15 protein-coding genes are annotated in these 17,684 nt (G+C 67.9%); all 15 read left to right on the forward strand.

Annotation, left to right across the window (positions count from 1 at the left end; genetic code table 11):
• Nucleotides 1–38 precede the first annotated feature (38 nt).
• The 15 genes from ABL840_RS10715 to ABL840_RS10785 all read left to right on the forward strand — a co-directional run bounded on the left by ABL840_RS10715 (nucleotide 39) and on the right by ABL840_RS10785 (nucleotide 17,682).
• Nucleotides 39–2,207 carry an indolepyruvate ferredoxin oxidoreductase subunit alpha gene (locus tag ABL840_RS10715; RefSeq protein WP_093307057.1) on the forward strand — a complete coding sequence of 723 codons (2,169 nt, stop codon included), beginning with the start codon at nucleotides 39–41 and terminating at the stop codon, nucleotides 2,205–2,207.
• A 4-nt stretch (nucleotides 2,208–2,211) separates the two neighbouring features.
• Nucleotides 2,212–3,723, forward strand: a complete 1,512-nt coding sequence (locus ABL840_RS10720; RefSeq protein ID WP_093307058.1) for an indolepyruvate oxidoreductase subunit beta family protein — start codon at nucleotides 2,212–2,214, stop codon at nucleotides 3,721–3,723.
• Between the two features lie 15 nt (nucleotides 3,724–3,738).
• Nucleotides 3,739–4,731, forward strand: coding sequence for a PDR/VanB family oxidoreductase (locus ABL840_RS10725; RefSeq protein ID WP_093307059.1), 993 nt, complete (start codon nucleotides 3,739–3,741; stop codon nucleotides 4,729–4,731).
• 31 nt (nucleotides 4,732–4,762) lie between these two features.
• A complete protein-coding gene (locus ABL840_RS10730; RefSeq protein WP_093307060.1) occupies nucleotides 4,763–6,076 on the forward strand; it encodes an aromatic ring-hydroxylating dioxygenase subunit alpha in 1,314 nt (437 codons plus the stop codon).
• Nucleotides 6,076–6,570: an aromatic-ring-hydroxylating dioxygenase subunit beta gene (locus tag ABL840_RS10735; RefSeq protein WP_093307061.1), complete on the forward strand. Its 495-nt coding sequence runs from the start codon at nucleotides 6,076–6,078 to the stop codon at nucleotides 6,568–6,570. The genes ABL840_RS10730 and ABL840_RS10735 overlap by 1 nt, the downstream gene beginning before the upstream one ends.
• Nucleotides 6,571–6,580: 10 nt before the next feature.
• Nucleotides 6,581–8,206 carry an AMP-binding protein gene (locus ABL840_RS10740; protein ID WP_093307062.1) on the forward strand — a complete coding sequence of 542 codons (1,626 nt, stop codon included), beginning with the start codon at nucleotides 6,581–6,583 and terminating at the stop codon, nucleotides 8,204–8,206.
• Nucleotides 8,203–9,375: a thiolase family protein gene (locus ABL840_RS10745; RefSeq protein ID WP_093307063.1), complete on the forward strand. Its 1,173-nt coding sequence runs from the start codon at nucleotides 8,203–8,205 to the stop codon at nucleotides 9,373–9,375. The genes ABL840_RS10740 and ABL840_RS10745 overlap by 4 nt, the downstream gene beginning before the upstream one ends.
• A gap of 85 nt (nucleotides 9,376–9,460) precedes the next feature.
• Nucleotides 9,461–10,714, forward strand: a complete 1,254-nt coding sequence (locus tag ABL840_RS10750; protein WP_093307064.1) for an SDR family NAD(P)-dependent oxidoreductase — start codon at nucleotides 9,461–9,463, stop codon at nucleotides 10,712–10,714.
• Nucleotides 10,715–10,730: 16 nt separating this feature from the next.
• The gene (locus ABL840_RS10755; protein ID WP_093307065.1) at nucleotides 10,731–11,543 is read left to right on the forward strand and encodes a cyclase family protein; all 813 of its coding nucleotides are present in this window, start codon (nucleotides 10,731–10,733) and stop codon (nucleotides 11,541–11,543) included.
• A complete protein-coding gene (locus ABL840_RS10760) occupies nucleotides 11,540–12,271 on the forward strand; it encodes an SDR family oxidoreductase (RefSeq protein WP_093307066.1) in 732 nt (243 codons plus the stop codon). The genes ABL840_RS10755 and ABL840_RS10760 overlap by 4 nt, the downstream gene beginning before the upstream one ends.
• A 49-nt stretch (nucleotides 12,272–12,320) precedes the next feature.
• A complete protein-coding gene (locus tag ABL840_RS10765) occupies nucleotides 12,321–13,487 on the forward strand; it encodes an ABC transporter substrate-binding protein (protein ID WP_093307067.1) in 1,167 nt (388 codons plus the stop codon).
• A gap of 23 nt (nucleotides 13,488–13,510) precedes the next feature.
• On the forward strand, nucleotides 13,511–14,653 hold the full coding sequence (locus ABL840_RS10770) for an ABC transporter substrate-binding protein (protein WP_093307068.1): 1,143 nt from the start codon (nucleotides 13,511–13,513) through the stop codon (nucleotides 14,651–14,653).
• A gap of 28 nt (nucleotides 14,654–14,681) precedes the next feature.
• Entirely contained in the window at nucleotides 14,682–16,007 is a 1,326-nt protein-coding gene (locus ABL840_RS10775; protein WP_093307069.1) for an aromatic ring-hydroxylating dioxygenase subunit alpha, read from the forward strand.
• Complete coding sequence (locus tag ABL840_RS10780) at nucleotides 16,004–16,468, forward strand: aromatic-ring-hydroxylating dioxygenase subunit beta (protein WP_093307070.1); 465 nt, start codon at nucleotides 16,004–16,006, stop codon at nucleotides 16,466–16,468. Before ABL840_RS10775 ends, ABL840_RS10780 begins: the two co-directional genes overlap by 4 nt.
• A gap of 50 nt (nucleotides 16,469–16,518) precedes the next feature.
• Nucleotides 16,519–17,682, forward strand: coding sequence for an ABC transporter substrate-binding protein (locus tag ABL840_RS10785; protein ID WP_093198763.1), 1,164 nt, complete (start codon nucleotides 16,519–16,521; stop codon nucleotides 17,680–17,682).
• Nucleotides 17,683–17,684: the final 2 nt, after the last annotated feature.

A 17,684-nucleotide genomic window follows, 5' to 3' on the forward strand; every position in this document is an offset into this window, starting at 1 on the left:
CAAGTCGCATCGTCCCACGACAGACAACAAGGACCCAGATGGCAGAGCGTTCATTCGTTGAAGAAGTCAAGAAACTGCGGCTTTCTGGTGGGGAAGTCTTCCGCGGCGAGGGCATTCTGGCGGTCACCAAGGCCCTTCTGGAGTCGGGAGTTTCCTACGTGGCGGGCTACCAGGGCGCGCCCATCTCGCACCTGATGGACGTGCTGGCCGATGCGCAGGACATCCTCTCCGAGCAGGGCATCCGCTTCGAGAACAGCGCGAGCGAAGCCACCGCGGCCGCCACGCTCGCAGCCTCCGTCAACTACCCGCTGCGCGGCGCCGTCACCTTCAAGGCCACCGTGGGCACCAACGTGGCTTCCGACGCACTGGCCAACCTGGCGTCGGGTGGCGTGACCGGCGGCGCTCTCATCATCGTGGGCGAAGACTACGGCGAAGGCTCCTCGATCATGCAGGAGCGCAGCCACGCCTTCGCGATGAAGTCGCAGATCTGGCTGCTCGATCCGCGCCCCAACCTGCCCAGCATCGTCGATGCGGTGAAGCAGGGCTTCGATCTCTCCGAAGCCAGCAACACGCCGGTGATGCTGCAGCTGCGCATCCGCGCCTGCCACGTGCATGGCCACTTCGTCGCGGGCGACAACAAGCGCGCGAAGTTCACGCTGAAAGATGCGCTCGAGAACCCGCAGCGCGACGTCGGCCGCATCGTGCTGCCGCCTGCGAGCTTCGTGCACGAGCAGGAGAAGGTGAAGGACCGCTGGCCCGCCGCGGTGCGCTTCATCGAGGAGCGCAAGCTCAACGAGTTCTTCTCTGAAGACGCCGACGACATCGGCATCATCGTGCAGGGCGGCAGCTACAACACCCTGATGCGCGCGCTGGAGCGCCTCGAGCTGGCCGACGTCTACGGCAACACCAAAGTGCCGCTGTACGTGATGAACGTGGCCTACCCCGTCATCGAGAGCGAGGTGATCCGCTTCTGCGAAGGCAAGCGCGCCGTGCTGGTGGTGGAAGAGGGGCAGCCCAATTTCGTCGAGCAGAACCTCGCGACCATCCTGCGCCAGGCTGGCTCCTCCACCGTGCTGCACGGCAAGGACATGCTGCCGGTGGCCGGCGAGTACACCGCCGCCGAACTGCTCAAGGGCGCACGCAGCTTCTGCGAGCGCTATGAACGCATAGCACCCTTGCCGGTGCCCGCGCCCGTGCGCAAGGTGATTCCGCTGATCGAGGTCGCTGAACCCGCAGTACCTTCCACGGCACTGGGCGAAGTCGTTCACGCCCGCCCGCCGGGCTTCTGCACCGGCTGCCCCGAGCGTCCCATCTTCAGCGCGATGAAGCTGGTCGAGCGCGAACTCGGCCCGCACCACGTGAGCGCCGACATCGGCTGCCACCTGTTCTCCATCCTGCCGCCCTTCAACATCGGCAACACCACCATGGGCTACGGCCTGGGTGGCGCGGGTGCCGCGGCGCTCAACGCGCCCGCAGGCAAGCGCGCGATCTCGATGATGGGCGACGGAGGCTTCTGGCACAACGGCCTGACCAGCGGCGTTGCCAACGCGGTCTTCAACAAGAGCGACAACCTCACCATCGTCGTCGACAACAACTACACCTCGGCCACCGGCGGGCAGGACATCCTCTCGTCGAATGCCGTCAACAAGACGCGCAGCACCGGCCACGAGATCGAGAGCGCGGTGCGCGGCGTGGGCGTCAAGTGGGTGAAGACGCTGCGCCGCACCTACGACATCGCCGGCATGCGCGATGCACTCAAGGAAGCGCTGACCACCAGGGAGAAGGGCCCGAAGGTCCTGATCGCCCAGTCGGAGTGCATGCTCAACAAGCAGCGCCGCGAGAAACCGCTGGTGCGCAAGGCGATTGCCGACGGCAAGCGCATGGTGCGCGAGAAGTTCGGTGTCGACTCGGACACCTGTACCGGCGACCACTCCTGCATCCGCCTTTCGGGCTGCCCCTCGCTGTCGATCAAGCCCAACCCCGATCCGCTGCGCAGCGACCCGGTCGCGACCGTGCTCGACAGCTGCGTGGGCTGTGGCGTGTGCGGCGAGGTCTCGCACGCGGCGGTGCTATGCCCTTCGTTCTACAAGGCTCAGATCGTGAGCAACCCCAGCCGCTGGGACCAACTGCGCGATCGCGTACGCGCGGCCGTCATCGGCTGGCTGCAGCGCGGCGAGGCGCGCCGCCGTGAAGCCTATGCCTTCTGAAACCATGACGAGCAACAAGGCTCAACCGATCAAGATCGCGATCCTCGCCATGGGCGGGGAGGGCGGTGGCGTGCTCGCCGACTGGATCGTCGACATGGGCGAGGCCAACGGCTACGTCGCCCAGACCACTTCCGTGCCGGGCGTGGCCCAGCGCACCGGCGCGACCATCTACTACGTCGAGCTGTATCCCGTGGCGCAGGCCGACGCCGATGGCGGCACGCCGGTGCTCGCGCTGATGCCGCTGCCGGGCGATGTCGACGTGGTGCTCGCATCGGAACTGATGGAAGCCGGCCGTGCCGTGCAGCGCGGCCTCGTCACGCGCGAGCGCACTACGCTGATCGCCTCCACGCACCGCGTGTTCTCCATCGCGGAAAAAAGCGCGATGGGCGACGGCCGCGTCGACAGCGATCAGCTTCTCGCACACACCGCGAATGCGGCCAAGCGATTCATCCGCTTCGACATGGCGCAGGCCGCCGAGGCATCGGGCAGCGTGATCAGCGCCGTGCTCTTCGGCGCCCTGGCCGGCTCGGGCGTGCTGCCGTTCAGCCGCACACAGTTCGAGGCGACCATCGAGCGCGGCGGCGTAGGCGTGAAGCCCAGTCTCAAGGCCTTCGGAGCCGCTTTCACCCGCGCACAGGATGCCGGCGGCGATGAGCCCGCGAAAGAAGCGCCGGCCGCCGTCCAGGCCCCGCAGCCGCGCCACCCGGCCGTGCGCGCACTGGTCGAACGCGTGCAGCGCAACTTTCCTTTGCCCGCACAAGACCTGCTGTTCGAGGGCGTGCGCCGCCTCATCGACTACCAGGACCCGGCCTACGCCGGCCTCTACCTCGATCGCATGGCCGCAGTCGAAGCGCTGCCGGGCAGCGACGACCATCGCCTGCTTCGCGAGACCGCACGCCACCTCGCTCTCTGGATGTCCTACGAAGACACCGCCCGCGTCGCGGCCCTGAAGACCCGCGCCACCCGATTCGAGCGAGTGCGCGGCGAGGCCCGCGTGCAGCCGGGCCAGGTGCTCGCCATCAACGAGTACATGCACCCGCGCCTGCAGGAAATCTGCGAGACCCTGCCCGGCGGCATCGGCCGCTGGCTGATGAACTCGACGTTGCCGAAGAAGATCATCGAGCGCTTCACGCAGCACGGTCGCGTGATCCAGACCAGCTCCCTGCGCGGCTATCTCATGCTGCGCGCCGTGGCGGCATGCAGGCGCTGGCGCCTGTCGACCATGCGCTATGCCGAGGAGAACCGCCGAATCGAGGAATGGCTGCAACGCATCGCCGCCACCGCGCAGCGCAATCCCGAGCTCGCCGTTGAGCTGGCCCAGTGCCAGCGCCTCGTCAAGGGCTACAGCGATACGCACGAGCGCGGCATCCGCAACTACGACACCGTGATGCGCGCCTTCGAGCGCGCGGGCGAGAGGCTCGCACCGGCCACGCTGCGTGAGCTGCGCGATGCAGCGCTTGCCGACGAGCACGGCCACAAGCTGCAGGCCGCGCTGGCGCAGCATGCACTGGCCTGAAGAGACGAGACGAAGATGACCGCTCCCACCGCCACCCTCTCGCTGCGCGTCGCCGAGACGCAGGCCTTGAACCCGTTGATCCGCATGCTTCGCCTGCGCGCCGAGGACGGCCGCGCGCTGCCCGGCTTCGCTGCGGGCGCACACATCCGCGTGCAGGTATCGCTCGCCGATGGCAAGACCGACTGGCGCCACTACTCGCTCATCAACTTCGACACCGCGCGCAACGCAACCAACGCACCGACCGAATACGTGATCGCGGTGCGCAAGGAGGCCGAAGGCCGCGGCGGATCGCGCTTCATGCACGAAGGGCTGAAAGAGGGCGACACCATCGCCATCGAGCCGCCGAAGAACGACTTTCCGCTGCACACCGGCCCGGGCGGCACGGTGCTCGTGGCGGGCGGCATCGGCGTGACGCCGCTGACCACCATGGCCGCGCGCCGCCGTGCCGAAGGCGCGGCCGTGCGGATGCACTACGCCGGCCGCAGCCGCGAGCTGATGGCCTTCCTGCCCGAACTGCAGGCGTTGCTGGGCGACGACCTGCGCGTGCATGCCGACGCCGAGGCCGGCGCGCCGCTGAACATCGACGCGCTGCTCGACAGCGTTCCCGCCGGCGACCGCCTGTATGTCTGCGGCCCCAAGGTCATGCTCGACGCAGTGCTCGAACGCACCCAGGCGCGCGGCTGGGAACACGACCGCGTGCACTTCGAGCTCTTCACCGAGCCTGTCGCGGAAGAGGGCGACCAGCCCTTCGAGGTGGAGCTTGCCCAGTCGGGCCAGCGCTTCACCGTGCCGGCGGACCAGAGCATCCTCGACTGCCTCATCGAGCACGGCTGCGACCCGATGTTCGACTGCAAGCGCGGCGAATGCGGCGTGTGCGCCGTGCCTGTGCTCGAAGGCGAGATCGACCACCGCGACTACGTGCTCACCGCCCGCGAGAAGGCGCAAGGCAACGTCATGCAGATCTGCATCTCGCGCGCCAAGGGTGCGCGCCTGGTGCTGGACATCTGAAGCAAGGATGAAGCAAGGAGCCACGAGAACCATGACCTCCTACAGAGACAACCCCGAAGCCATCCGCGCACTGGTGCAGAACGACCGCGTGCACCGCGACCTCTACACCAGCCAGGAGCTCTTCGAGCTGGAGCAGGAGCACTTCTTCGCCAACACCTGGAACTACGTCGGCCACGAGAGCCAGCTGCCCAAGCCGGGCGACTGGATCAGCAACGAGATCGCCGGTCGCCCGCTGATCGTCGTGCGCCACTCCGACGGCAGCGTGCGCGCGATGATGAACCGCTGCGCCCACAAGGGCTCGCGCCTCGTCAACGGGCCCTGCGGCAACACCGGCAAGTTCTTTCGCTGCCCGTACCACGCCTGGACCTTCAAGACCGACGGCGCGCCGCTGGCGATTCCGCTGAAGACCGGCTACGAGAACACCCAGCTGCACGAATGCGAGTCGGGCAAGGGCCTGACCACCGTGACGCACGTGCGCAGCCATCGCGGCTTCATCTTCGTGAAGATCAACGATGCCGGACCGGACTTCGAAGAGTACTTCGGCGACTCGCTGAGCTCCATCGACAACATGGCAGACCGTTCGCCCGAGGGCGAACTGGAAATCGCCGGCGGCTGCCTGCGCTTCATGCACCAGTGCAACTGGAAGATGTTCGTCGAAAACCTCAACGACACCATGCACCCGATGGTGGCGCACGAGTCCTCGGCCGGCACCGCCAAGCGCATGTGGGCCGACAAGCCCGAGAGCGAGCCCAAGCCCATGGCCGTGGAGCAGTTCGTGCCCTTCATGTCCGACTACAAGTTCTTCGAGGACATGGGCATCCGCACCTACGACAACGGCCACAGCTTCACGGGCGTGCATTTCAGCATCCACAGCAAGTACAAGGCGATCCCCGAGTACGACAACGCCATGAAGGCGCGCTACGGCGAGGAGAAAACCGCGCAGATCCTCGGCATGGCACGGCACAACACCGTGTACTACCCGAACCTCACGATCAAGGGCGCGATCCAGGCGATCCGCGTGGTCAAGCCGATCTCGGCCGACAGGACGCTGATCGAGAGCTGGACCTTCCGCCTGAAGGGTGCACCGCCCGAGCTGCTGCAGCGCACCGCCATGTACAACCGCCTCATCAACTCGCCGTTCTCGGTGGTGGGCCACGACGACCTGCAGGCCTATCGCGGCATGCAGGCCGGCCTGCATGCCAGCGGCAACGAGTGGGTGAGCCTGCACCGCGACTACGACCCGGCCGAACTCCAGGGCGGAGAGATCACCACCGGCGGCACCAACGAGTTGCCGATGCGCAACCAGTACCGCAGCTGGGTCCAGCGCATGACGGAGACGATGTGATGGCCGGCACCGCACCAGAAGTCACCCGCCAGGACCTGATCGACTTCGTCGTGCACGAGGCGCACCTGCTCGACACGCGCCGCTACGAGGAGTGGAATGCGCTCTTCACCGACGACGCCTTCTACTGGGTGCCGCTGATCCCCGACCAGGAAGACGGCCTCAACCACACCTCGCACCTCTACGAGGACAAGCTGCTGCGCGACCTGCGCATCGAGCGCCTGAAGAGTCCGCGTGCCTTCTCGCAGCAGCCGCCGAGCCGCTGCCACCACCTGCTGCAGGTGCCGGTGGTCGAGGAGTTCGACCCGGAAGCCAACCGCTACGTGATGCGTACCTCGTTCCACTACACGGAGTCGCAGGGCGACGAGCTGCAGTTCTACGTCGGCACCTTCTTCCACCACCTCGCGGTGCAGGACGGCGCGCTGCGCATGACGCTCAAGCGTGTCAACCTGCTCAACTGCGACGCGGCCCTGCCGGCCGTGCAGCTCTTCATCTGACGGGGACGCGATGTCACACGCCACCGTCCATCAAGTCTTCGCGGCCACCGCAGCGCGTACGCCGCAGGCCGAGTTCCTGTTCACCGAATCGGTGACCGCTGCCGCCTATGGCATCGAGGCGGGCGCCATTCGCTGGGGCGAGGCCACAACGCAGATCGAAAGCCTGCGCACGGCCTATGCGCAGGCGGGCTACGGCCACGGCCATCGCGTCGGCCTGCTGCTGGAGAACCGGCCCGCCTTCATCTTCCATTGGCTCGCGCTGAACGCACTGGGCGTGAGCGTGGTGCCGATCAACGCCGAGATGCGTTCGGCCGAGCTGGTCTATTTGATTGGCCACAGCGAAATCGGCTTGGCCGTCACGCTGCCCGAGCGCGCGGCCGACCTGCGCGCCGCGGCGGCACAGGCCGGCATCGCCTTCGAGACGATGGGGCCCGACGATGCCGTGCCCCTTGCGAAGACCGCGGCGCCGCGTGCCCACGAGCCCGTCGGCGTCGACACCGAATGCGGCCTGCTCTACACCTCCGGCACCACGGGGCGGCCCAAGGGCTGCATCCTGAGCAATGCCTACTTCCTGCGCGCGGGCGAGTGGTATGCGGCGCTCGACGGCGTCTGCAGCATTCGGCCCGACAAGGAGCGCGTCATCACGCCGCTGCCGCTCAACCACATGAACGCGATGGCCTTCTCCACCATGGTGGTGCTGGTCGCGGGCGGCTGCCTGGTGCAGCTCGATCGCTTCCATCCGAAGACCTGGCTGGCGAGCGCGAAGGAGAGCGGCGCGACCATCGTCCACTACCTCGGCGTGATGCCGGCCATGCTGCTGTCCGCGCCTGCATCGGCGGCCGACCGCGACCACGCCATCCGCTGGGGCTTCGGTGCCGGCGTGGACCGCAAGAACCACGCGCCCTTCGAGGAGCGCTTCGGCTTCCCGCTGGTCGAGGCCTGGGCCATGACCGAGACCGGCGCGGCCGCCTGCATCATGGCCAACCGCGAGCCGCGCCTCGTGGGCACCAGCTGCTTCGGACGGCAAGAGAGCTTCGTCGAGATCCGCCTCGTAGGTGACGACGGCAGCGATGTCGGTGTCGACGCTCCGGGCGAACTGCTGGTGCGTTCGGCAGGCCTCGACCCGTGGCGCCATTTCTTCTCCGGCTACCTGAAGGACGAGGAAGCTACGCGCGAAGCCTGGGCCGACGGCTGGTTCCACACCGGCGACCTGGTGCGCCGCGATGCGCAGGGCAATTTCTTCTTCGTCGACCGCAAGAAGAACGTGATCCGCCGCAGCGGCGAGAACATCTCCGCCGTCGAGGTCGAGAGCGTGCTCAACCAGCATCCGGCAGTGAAGACCTCCGCCGTGGCCGCCACGCCCGACGAGGTGCGCGGCGACGAGGTGCTGGCCTGCATCGTGATGCGCGAAGGCGTCGATGCCTCGAAGCCGGAGCAGACTGCGGCCAGCATCGTCGAGCACGCGCTGGCCCAGCTCGCCTACTACAAGGCGCCCGGCTACGTGGCCTTCGTCGATGCGCTGCCGCTCACGCCCTCGCAGAAGATCCAGCGCGGGCAACTGCGCGAGATGGCGCAATCGCTGCCCGGTCAGGCCCGTTGCATCGACACCCGTTCGATGAAGAAGAGGCAGGCATGACGGCGAAGCGCCTCTCCTATGAAGGCGTCGCGGTCGCGGTGCCCGTGACCGTGCCCTATGTGCGCTACTCCACGCGCACCGCGCACTGGTTCATCGGCCAGGCCATCGAGGCGCTGGTGAAAGCCAGCGGCGTGGCCAAGGAAGAGATCGACGGCCTTTGCCTCAGCAGCTTCTCGCTCGCGCCCGATACGGCCGTGGGCGTCACGCAGCACCTGGGCCTGTCGCCGCGCTGGCTCGACCACGTGCCCACCGGCGGTGCCTCCGGCGTGATGTGCCTGCGCCGCGCCGCGCGGGCAGTGCAGGCGGGCGACGCGGACATCGTTGCTTGCGTGGGTGCGGACACCAACCACGTCGATTCGTTCCGCCAGACGCTCGGCAGCTTCAGCAATTTCGCGCGCGACGCGAGTTACCCGTACGGGTCGGGCGGGCCGAACTCGATCTTCGCGTTCATCACCGCCAACTACATGCGCACCTACGGCGCCAGGCGCGAGGACTTCGGCCGCATCTGCGTGGATCAGCGCACCAACGCGCTGGGCAACCCCAACGCGATGTTCAAGAAGGCGCTGACGCTCGACGAGTACATGGCGGCGCGGGCCATCTCCGATCCGATTCATCTCTTCGATTGCGTGATGCCCTGCGCCGGCGCCGACGCCTTCCTCGTGATGAGCGAGGAACGCGCGCGCGACCTGGGCCTTGCGCATGTCGTGATCCGCGGTGCCATCGAGCGCCACAACGCCTACGCCGAAGACCCGGTGATGGTGCAGGGCGGCTGGCGCAAGGACCGCGACGACCTCTATGCGCAGGCCGGCATCCAGCCCGCGGAGCTCGACTTCGTGCAGACCTACGACGACTACCCCGTCATCGTGATGATGCAGTTCGAGGACCTGGGCTTCTGCGAGAAAGGCGAAGGCCCGGCCTTCGTTCAGGCCAACACCATGACCTTCGACGGCAGCTTTCCGAACAACACCAGCGGCGGCCAGCTCTCGGCCGGGCAGGCGGGTGCCGCGGGCGGCTTCCTTGGCATGGTCGAGGCGATCAGGCAACTCACCGACCAGGCCGGACAACGTGCCGTGCCGAATGCCCAGTCGGGCCTCGTCGCCGGCTTCGGCATGGTGACCTACGACCGCTGCCTGTGCACAGGCGCGGTGATCCTGGGGAGACCGGAATGATGAGCCCCCACATTTGCCGCTTCGCGGCTGCACTTCCCCCCGAGGGGGCCGCGCGCCTGCCTTGGGGCGGCCCGGCGGAGGCGCCATGACGATGCCCCTGATGCGCCCCCCGCGCAAGAACCCGGTGCTGCGCACCCGGCAGATGAACCTGCCACCCGGCGCGCGCGGCCGCGTGGCGCTCGGTCTCACTGCTGCCGCAGCCGAAGGCCGCTTCGAACTCCAGACCTGCGACGACTGCGGCACGGTGCAGTACCCGCCGCGCGAGGTCTGCCACAAGTGCCTCTCGGCCGCGCTGCGCTGGCGCGAACAGAGCGGCGAGGGCGAATTGCTCGGCAGCACCACGCTGCATCACAGCAACGACCTGTTCTTCCGCGAGCGGCTGCCCTGGCGGCTGGGTCTGGTGCACCTGGATGCCGGCCCCACGCTCATGGTCCACCTGCACGGCGAGGTTGGCGACGCGCCGCAGAGAGTGCGCGTGGGCGCACGGCTCGACCGTGCAGGGCAGGCCGTTCTCATTGGTTTTCCGAACGAAGGGAGTCCCCACATGGCCGACGACAAGATGCTGCGCGAGATGACCAGCGACCCCAAGTTCCGCAAGGTGCTGGTGACCGACGGCAAGACCGAGGCCGGACAGGCCATCGTGCGTGCGCTGGTGAAGGCCGGTGCCGACATCGTCTGGGTCGGCCACGCCGAGCCCTGGAAGAAGATGGGCGACGGGCTTGACGACATCTCGGCGCTGCCGCAGGTCACGCTGGTGCCGCTGGATTTGACCAACGGCCGCCAGGTGACGGAGCTTGCCGGCTCCATCGGCGGCAAGGTCGACATCGTCATCAACAACGCGGAGGTGCACCGCACCTTCGGCATCGGTGCACGGCGCGGCACGGACGTGGCCAAGGCCGAGATGGACATCAACTACTTCGGGCTGCTGCGTCTCGCGCAGGAGTTCGGGCCTGCGCTGAAAGGCCGCTCGGCCGATGGCGTGACGGGCGCGACGGCCTGGGTCAACCTGCTGTCTATCTACGCACTGAGCAACTTCCCGCCGCACGGCACCTTCAGCGCATCGAAGGCGGCGGCGCACTCGCTCGCGCAATGCCTGCGCGCCGAGATGCGGCCGGCCGGCATCCGCGTGATCAACGTGTTCCCCGGGCCCATCGACGACGAATGGAACCAGCACACGCCGCCGCCCAAGCTCGCACCCACCGCGCTGGCCAACGCCATCGTGAAGGCGCTGCGCGACGGCGTGGAGGACGTGTACCCGGGCGACGTGGCGCAGGAGTGGCTGGAGCGCTGGCGCGACAACCCCAAGGTGCTCGAGCGCGAGCTGGCTGCAGGCGGCTGAGACAGGAGCCACAAGAATGACCACCACGACCGAACTGATGTCCGCCGCCGAGATCCTCGGCGGGCTGGTGACCGCCATGGCCAGCGGCCGCATCCGCGTGATCGACCTCACGCAGACGCTGACACCCGAGTTCCCGCAGATCGCGCTGCCGCCCGAGATGGGCCAGTGCTGGCCCTTCCGCATCGAGGAAGTGTCGAAGTACGACGAGCGCGGGCCCGGCTGGTACTGGAACAACTTTTCCTGCGGCGAACACACCGGCACGCACTTCGACGCGCCGATCCACTGGATCTCGGGCCGCGACCTGCCGAACAACTCGGTCGACACCATTCCCGTGCAGCACTTCGTGGCGCCGGCCTGCGTGATCGACTGCTCGCCACAGGTGAAGGACGACCCCGACTACCTGCTGACGCTCGAGGACATCGAGGCCTACGAGGCCGCGCATGGCCGCATCCCGAGGGGCGCATGGGTGCTGATGCGCACCGACTGGTCCAAGCGCACCGACCCCGAGGCCTACCAGAACTTCGACGAGACGGGCCAGCACACGCCGGGCCCGAGCACCGCGGCCGTGCGTTTCCTGGTAGAGCAGCGCGACGTGCTGGGCTTCGGCTCGGAGGCCATCGGCACCGATGCCGGACAGGGCTATCACCTGCGCCCGCCGTACCCCTGCCACTACTACATGCACGGCGCGGGCCGCTACGGGCTGCAGTGCCTGAGCAACCTCGACCTGCTGCCGGCCTCGGGCGCGGTGCTGATCTGCCCGCCGCTGAAGATCGAGAAGGGTAGCGGCAGTCCTCTGCGCGTGCTCGCGCTGGTAGGAGCGCAAGCATGAGCGCAGCACCCAAGGTCGCAGCCGTCACCGGCGGCAGCGCCGGCATCGGCAAGGCCATCTGCGAAGACCTGCTCGCGCAGGGTTACGAGGTGGTGTCGCTCGCGCGCCGCAAGGCGGAGATCGACCACCCGAAGCTGCACAGCATCGAGGTCGACCTGAGCGACCGCGCCGCCACGGGCGAGGCGGTGCGCGAGCTGGTCGAGCGCTTCTCGCCCACCACCATCGTCCACAACGCCGGCGTGATTCGCGCCGCGCTGCTGCCCGATGTGAAGCTCGACGATCTCGACGCGCTGGTCGACCTGCACCTGGGCTGTGCGATCCAGCTCGTGCAAGGTGCATTGCCCGCGATGCGTGCGCAGCGCTTCGGCCGCGTGGTGCTGCTGTCGTCGCGCGCCGCGCTGGGCCTGGCCACACGCACCAGCTACTCGGCCACCAAGGCCGGCATGCTGGGCATGGCGCGCACCTGGGCGCTGGAGCTCGCGGCCGAGGGCATCACGGTGAACGTGGTGGCGCCGGGGCCCATCCGCACCGACATGTTCTACGACGTGGTCGAGGCCGGCAGCGAGAAGGAACGCGCTCTCGCCGCCTCGGTGCCCGTCAGGCGGCTCGGCGAATCGGCCGACGTGGCACGCGCCGTGCGTTTCTTCGCCGATGCCGACAACAGCTTCGTCACCGGCCAGGTGCTGTACGTGTGCGGCGGCACCAGCGTCGGAAGCCTCGCCCTCTGAGTTCGCAGTTTTTCTCACGTCCAACCAAAACCACCTCTGGAGCATCGCCATGAAAGTCATGAACCGAATTCGCACACTCGCGGCCGTGGCCGTGGGCCTCGGCGCGCTGAGCGCCGCGGGCGCGTGGGCCGCCGATCTCAAGGTCGGCTTCATCACTTCGATGTCGGGGCCGGTGTCGTCGCTCGGCATTCCCTACGACAAGGGCATGAAGGCGGCCGTGGCCTACAAGTCGGAGGTCGGTGGCCGCAAGGTGCAGGTGATCCAGCTCGACGATGCGTCCGATCCGTCCACCGCGGCGCGCAACGCGCGCAAGCTGATCGAGGAAGACAAGGTCGACGTCATCATCGGCACGGCCGGCGCGCCGGGTTCGCTGGCCATCGCCGGCGTGGCGCGCGAGACGAAGACACCGCTGATCTCCATCGCCAACGCCGACCTGCCCGGCGATGACGGCGCATGGATGGTGACGCTGCCGCAGCCCGCGCCGCTGATGATGGGCGCGATGGTCGAGAAGATGAAGCAGGCCGGCGTGAAGACGGTGGCCTACATCGGCTACTCCGACGCCTGGGGCGACCTGGTGTACGACGCGCTGATGAAGTCGGCGCCCGCTGCCGGCATCAAGGTGGTGTCGAACGAGCGCTATGCGCGCGCCGATTCGTCGGTGGCCGGCCAGGTGCTGAAGATCGTGGCGCTGCGCCCCGATGCGGTGATCACCGGCGCCTCGGGCACACCGGGCGCGCTGCCGTACCTCGCGCTCACCGAGCGTGGCTACAAGGGAAAGATCTACGGCATGCACTCGCTGATCAACCCCGACTTCATCCGCGTCGGCGGCCCCTCGGTCGAAGGCCTGCTGGCGCCCACGGGCCCCGTGGTGGTGGCCGAGCAACTGCCCGACAACAACCCGATGAAGAAGATCGCGATGGACTTCCGCGCCGCCTTCCAGAAGGCCAACGGCGCGCCGCCCACCGACACCTTCTCGGCCTACAGCTTCGATGCGTGGCTGATCTATCTCGACGCCGCTCAGCGCGCGCTGGCCAGCAAGGCCGAGCCAGGCACGCCGCAGTTCCGCCTGGCGCTGCGCGATGCCATCGTCAGCACCAAGGAGCTGGTGGGCACGCACAGCGTCTACAACTTCAAGCCGACCGACCGCTATGGCTCGGACGACCGCTCGCGTGTCGTCGTGAGGCTCGACAAGGGTCAATGGAAGCTGGTTCCCTGAGACGCCCCGACGTGAAAGCCCACATGAAAAAGACCCTCCGCATCCTCGCCGCCACTGCCGTCGCACTGGCCGCGGCGCAGGCCATGGCCGCCGACCTGAAGATCGGCTTCATCAGCTCGCTCTCCGGGCCGGTGGCCGCGCTGGGCGTGCCGTACGAGAAGGGCATCCGCGCGGCCATCGCGGAGCGTCCGGAGATCGCCGGGCGCAAGGTGCAGCTCATCGTGCTCGACGACGCATCCGATCCCACCACCGCCGGCCGCAACGCGCGCAAGCTGGTGACCGAGGACAAGGTCGACGTGCTCATCGGCACCTCGGGCGTGCCGGGCGCGATGGCCATCGCCTCGGTGGCGCGCGAGCTCAACACGCCGCTGATCTCGCCCACGCCGGTGACCATTCCAGGCCCCGAGGGCGCGTGGACGGTGACGGTGTCGCAGCCCTTCCAGCTCATGGTGGCGGGCGTGGTCGATCGCATGAAGAAGTCGGGCGTGAAGACGGTGGCCTTCATCGGCTTCTCCGACGCGCTGGGCGACCTGGCCTACGACTCGCTGATCAAGAGCGCAGACGCCGCCGGCATCAAGGTGGTGGCGAACGAGCGCTATGCGCGCAGCGATTCGTCGGTGGCCGGGCAGGTGCTGAAGATCGTCGCGGCCAGGCCCGACGCGGTGTTCGCCGGCAACTCGGGCACGCCGGGCGCACTGCCGTACATCGCGCTGGCCGATCGCGGCTACAAAGGAAAGATCTACGGCACGCACGGTCTCATCAACGCCGACTTCGTGCGCGTGGGTGGTGCTTCCATCGAGGGCCTGCAGGTGCCCAGCGGCCCGGTGCTGGTGGCCGACCAGCTGCCCGACACCAACCCGATCAAGAAGGTGTCGATGGGCTTTCGCAACGCCTACCAGAAGCTCAACGGCGCGGTGCCGACCGATGCCTTCTCGTCGTACACCTACGACGCCTACCTGCTGCTGGCCGACGCGGCCTCGCGCGCCAAGGGCGAGCCGGGCACGCCGGCCTACCGCACGGCGCTGCGCGACGCGATCGTGAGCACGAAGGAGCTGGTGGGCACGCACGGCGTCTACACCTTCAAGCCCGACGACCGCTACGGCTCCGACCAGCGCGGCGTGGTCATCGTGCAGATGACCAAGGGCCAGTGGAAATTGGTCCCGTAGCCTCGGACCGGCCACCGAGCACACAGCCATGACCACCTACCGCAACCGCCCCGATCTCGTCGCGGCGCTGGTGCAGGACGACCGGGTGCACCGCGACCTGTACCTCAGCGAGGAGCTTTTCGCGCTGGAGCAGGAGCACCTGTTCGCCGGCACCTGGGTCTTCCTGGGCCATGCGAGCCAGGTGCCGCAGGCCGGCGACTTCGTCACGCAGGAGATCGCGGGGCGGCCGCTGATCATGGTGCGCCAGCCCGACGGCGACGTGCACGTGCTCTACAACCGCTGCGCCCACAAGGGCACGCAGCTGGTGACGGACGAGTGCGGCAACACCGGCCGCTTCTTCCGCTGCCCGTACCACGCATGGACCTACAAGCTCGACGGCGCGCCGCTCGGGCTGCCGCTGAAGAACGGCTACGAAGGCACGCAGCTCAAGGCCTGCGAGTCGGGGCAGGGGCTGTCGGTGGTCAGGAACGTGAAGGTGTACCGCGACTTCGTCTTCGTACGGCTGTCGGACACCGGCCCCTCGTTCGAGGACTACTTCGGCGAGGTGTTGGGCGCGCTCGACAACATGGTCGACCGCTCGCCCGAAGGCCGGCTCACGGTGGGCGGCGGTGTGCTGCGCAACATCGTCCACTGCAACTGGAAGATGTACCTGGAGAACATCAACGACACGGTGCACCCGATGTCCACGCACGAGTCGGCCACCAAGGCGGCCGAGGCGCTGTGGGAAGGCCATTCGCCTTCCGACCCGAAGCCGATGGCGATGGAGCAGATCCTGCCCTTCGGCTCGGGCTACGAGTTCTTCGACAGGATGGGCGGGCGCGTGTTCGCCAATGGGCACAGCGTGCTGGGGGTGAACTTCAGCATCCACTCCAACTACGCGCAGCTGCCCGAGTACGAGGCCGCGATGCGCGCCGCGCACGGCGAGGAGCGCGCAGCGGAGATCCTGCAACGCTCGCCGCAGAACTCGGTCTTCTTTCCGAGCCTGTCGATCAAGGGCTCGCCGCAGGCCATCCGCGTGATCCGTCCGCTGGCGGCCGACCGCACGCTGATCGAGGCCTGGAGCTTCCGCGCGGCCGGTGCGCCCGCGCTGCTCTTCGAGCGTGCCATGAGCTACAACCGGCTCGTGTTCTCGCCGATGTCGGTGGTCGCGCATGACGACGTGCACCTGTTCGAGAGCATCCAGCAGGGTTTGCGCGCCGGCGGCAACGAATGGGTGAGCCTGCATCGCAACTTCGATCCAGCCGAGAAGCAGCAGTCCACGATCACCACCAACGGCACCAACGAGTTGCTGATGCGCAACCAGTTCCGCGCCTGGGCCAAGGCCATGGCGGCGGGCATGGAGGCCACGGCATGACGGACCCGCGCGATTTCGTCGCCCACGAGGCGGCGCTGCTCGACGAGCGCCGCCTCGACGACTGGCTGGCCCTGTTCGCGGAAGACGGCCACTACTGGGTGCCGCTGCTCGGCGCGGCGCAGGCCGATCCGTTCTCGCACAACTCGCTGGCCTATGAAGACCGGTTGCTGCTGCAGCTGCGGGTGGATCGACTGAAGAACCCGCGCGCGCATTCGCAGCACCCGGCGAGCCACAGCCAGCATGTGCTGCAGCCCTCGCGCGTGGAGCGCGAGGAGGGTGACGAGGCCTGGCTGCGCACGCCGTTCCTCTACGTCGAGGCGCGCGGCGAAGGCCAGCTCCTGCTGAGCGGCACGGCACGCCATCACCTCGTTCGCACATCCACCGGCTGGCTGATCCGCGAGAAGCGCGTCGACCTGCTCAACGCGGGGCGTGCCCTGCCGGCCATCCAGTTGTTCATCTGAGTTACCCAACCACCTCTGTCCATTCCAACAATCCTCACCGGAGCTACGACATGAAGAGCCTGATGCAGACCTTGACGCGCGGCACCCTTGCCGCCGCGCTGACCGCCTGTGGCATTGCCAGCGCCATCGCCGCCGACCTGAAGGTCGGCCTGAGCGTGTCGCTGTCGGGGCCGAACTCCTCGCTGGGCGTGCCCTACGCCAAGGGCATGCAGGCCGCGCTGGCCTACAAGCCCGAAGTGAACGGCCGCAAGATCCAGCTGGTGGTGCTCGACGACGGCTCCGACCCCACCACGGCCGGGCGCAACGCGCGCAAGCTGATCGAGGAAGAGAAGGTGGATGTGCTCATGGGCACTTCGGGCGTGCCCGCCGCCATCGCGATGGCGCAGGTCGGCAAGGAGGCGAAGACGCCGATGATCGGCCTCACGCCCATTCTGCTCGACCCCAACGAGAACCCGTGGGTGATGACGGTGGCGCAGCCCACGCAGCTCATGATCGACGCGGTGGTCGAGCGCATGAAGCGCAACAACGTGAAGACCGTGGGCTACATCGGCTTCTCCGACGCCTGGGGCGACCTGGTGTACGAGGCGCTGACGAAGGCCGCGCCCGGCGCCGGCATCAAGGTGGTGAGCAACGAGCGCTACGCGCGCTCCGACGCTTCGGTGACGGGACAAGTGCTGAAGATCGTGGCGCTGCGCCCCGACGCGGTGATGACCGGCGGTGCCGGCACGCCGGGCGCGCTGCCGTTCCTGGCACTGCAGGAGCGCGGCTTCAAGGGCGGCGTGTACGGCCAGCACGGTCTCATCAATCCCGACTTCGTGCGCGTGGTCGGCGCGGCCGGCCAGAACGCGCTGATGCCCACAGGCCCGGTGATCGTGGCCGAGCAGCTGCCGGACGAGTACCCAACCAAGAAGATCGCGACCGATTTCCGCGCCGTGTTCCAGAAGGTCAACAACGCGCCGACCAGCGATGCCTTCTCAGCCTATTCCTTCGACGGCTGGCTTGTGTTCGCCGATGCCGCCTCGCGCGCGATGAAGAAGGCCGAGCCGGGCACGCCCGAGTTCCGCGTGGCGCTGCGCGACGCCATCTTCAGCACGAAGGAAGTGGTGGGCACGCACGGCGTCTACACCTTCAAGCCCGGCAGCCTCTACGGCGTGGACGAACGCGCCCGGGTGATCGTCAAGCTCGACAACGGCCAATGGAAGCTCGCACCTTGAAC

Source organism: Variovorax sp. NFACC27 (assembly GCF_048301545.1).
GTDB lineage: Bacteria > Pseudomonadota > Gammaproteobacteria > Burkholderiales > Burkholderiaceae_C > Variovorax > Variovorax gossypii.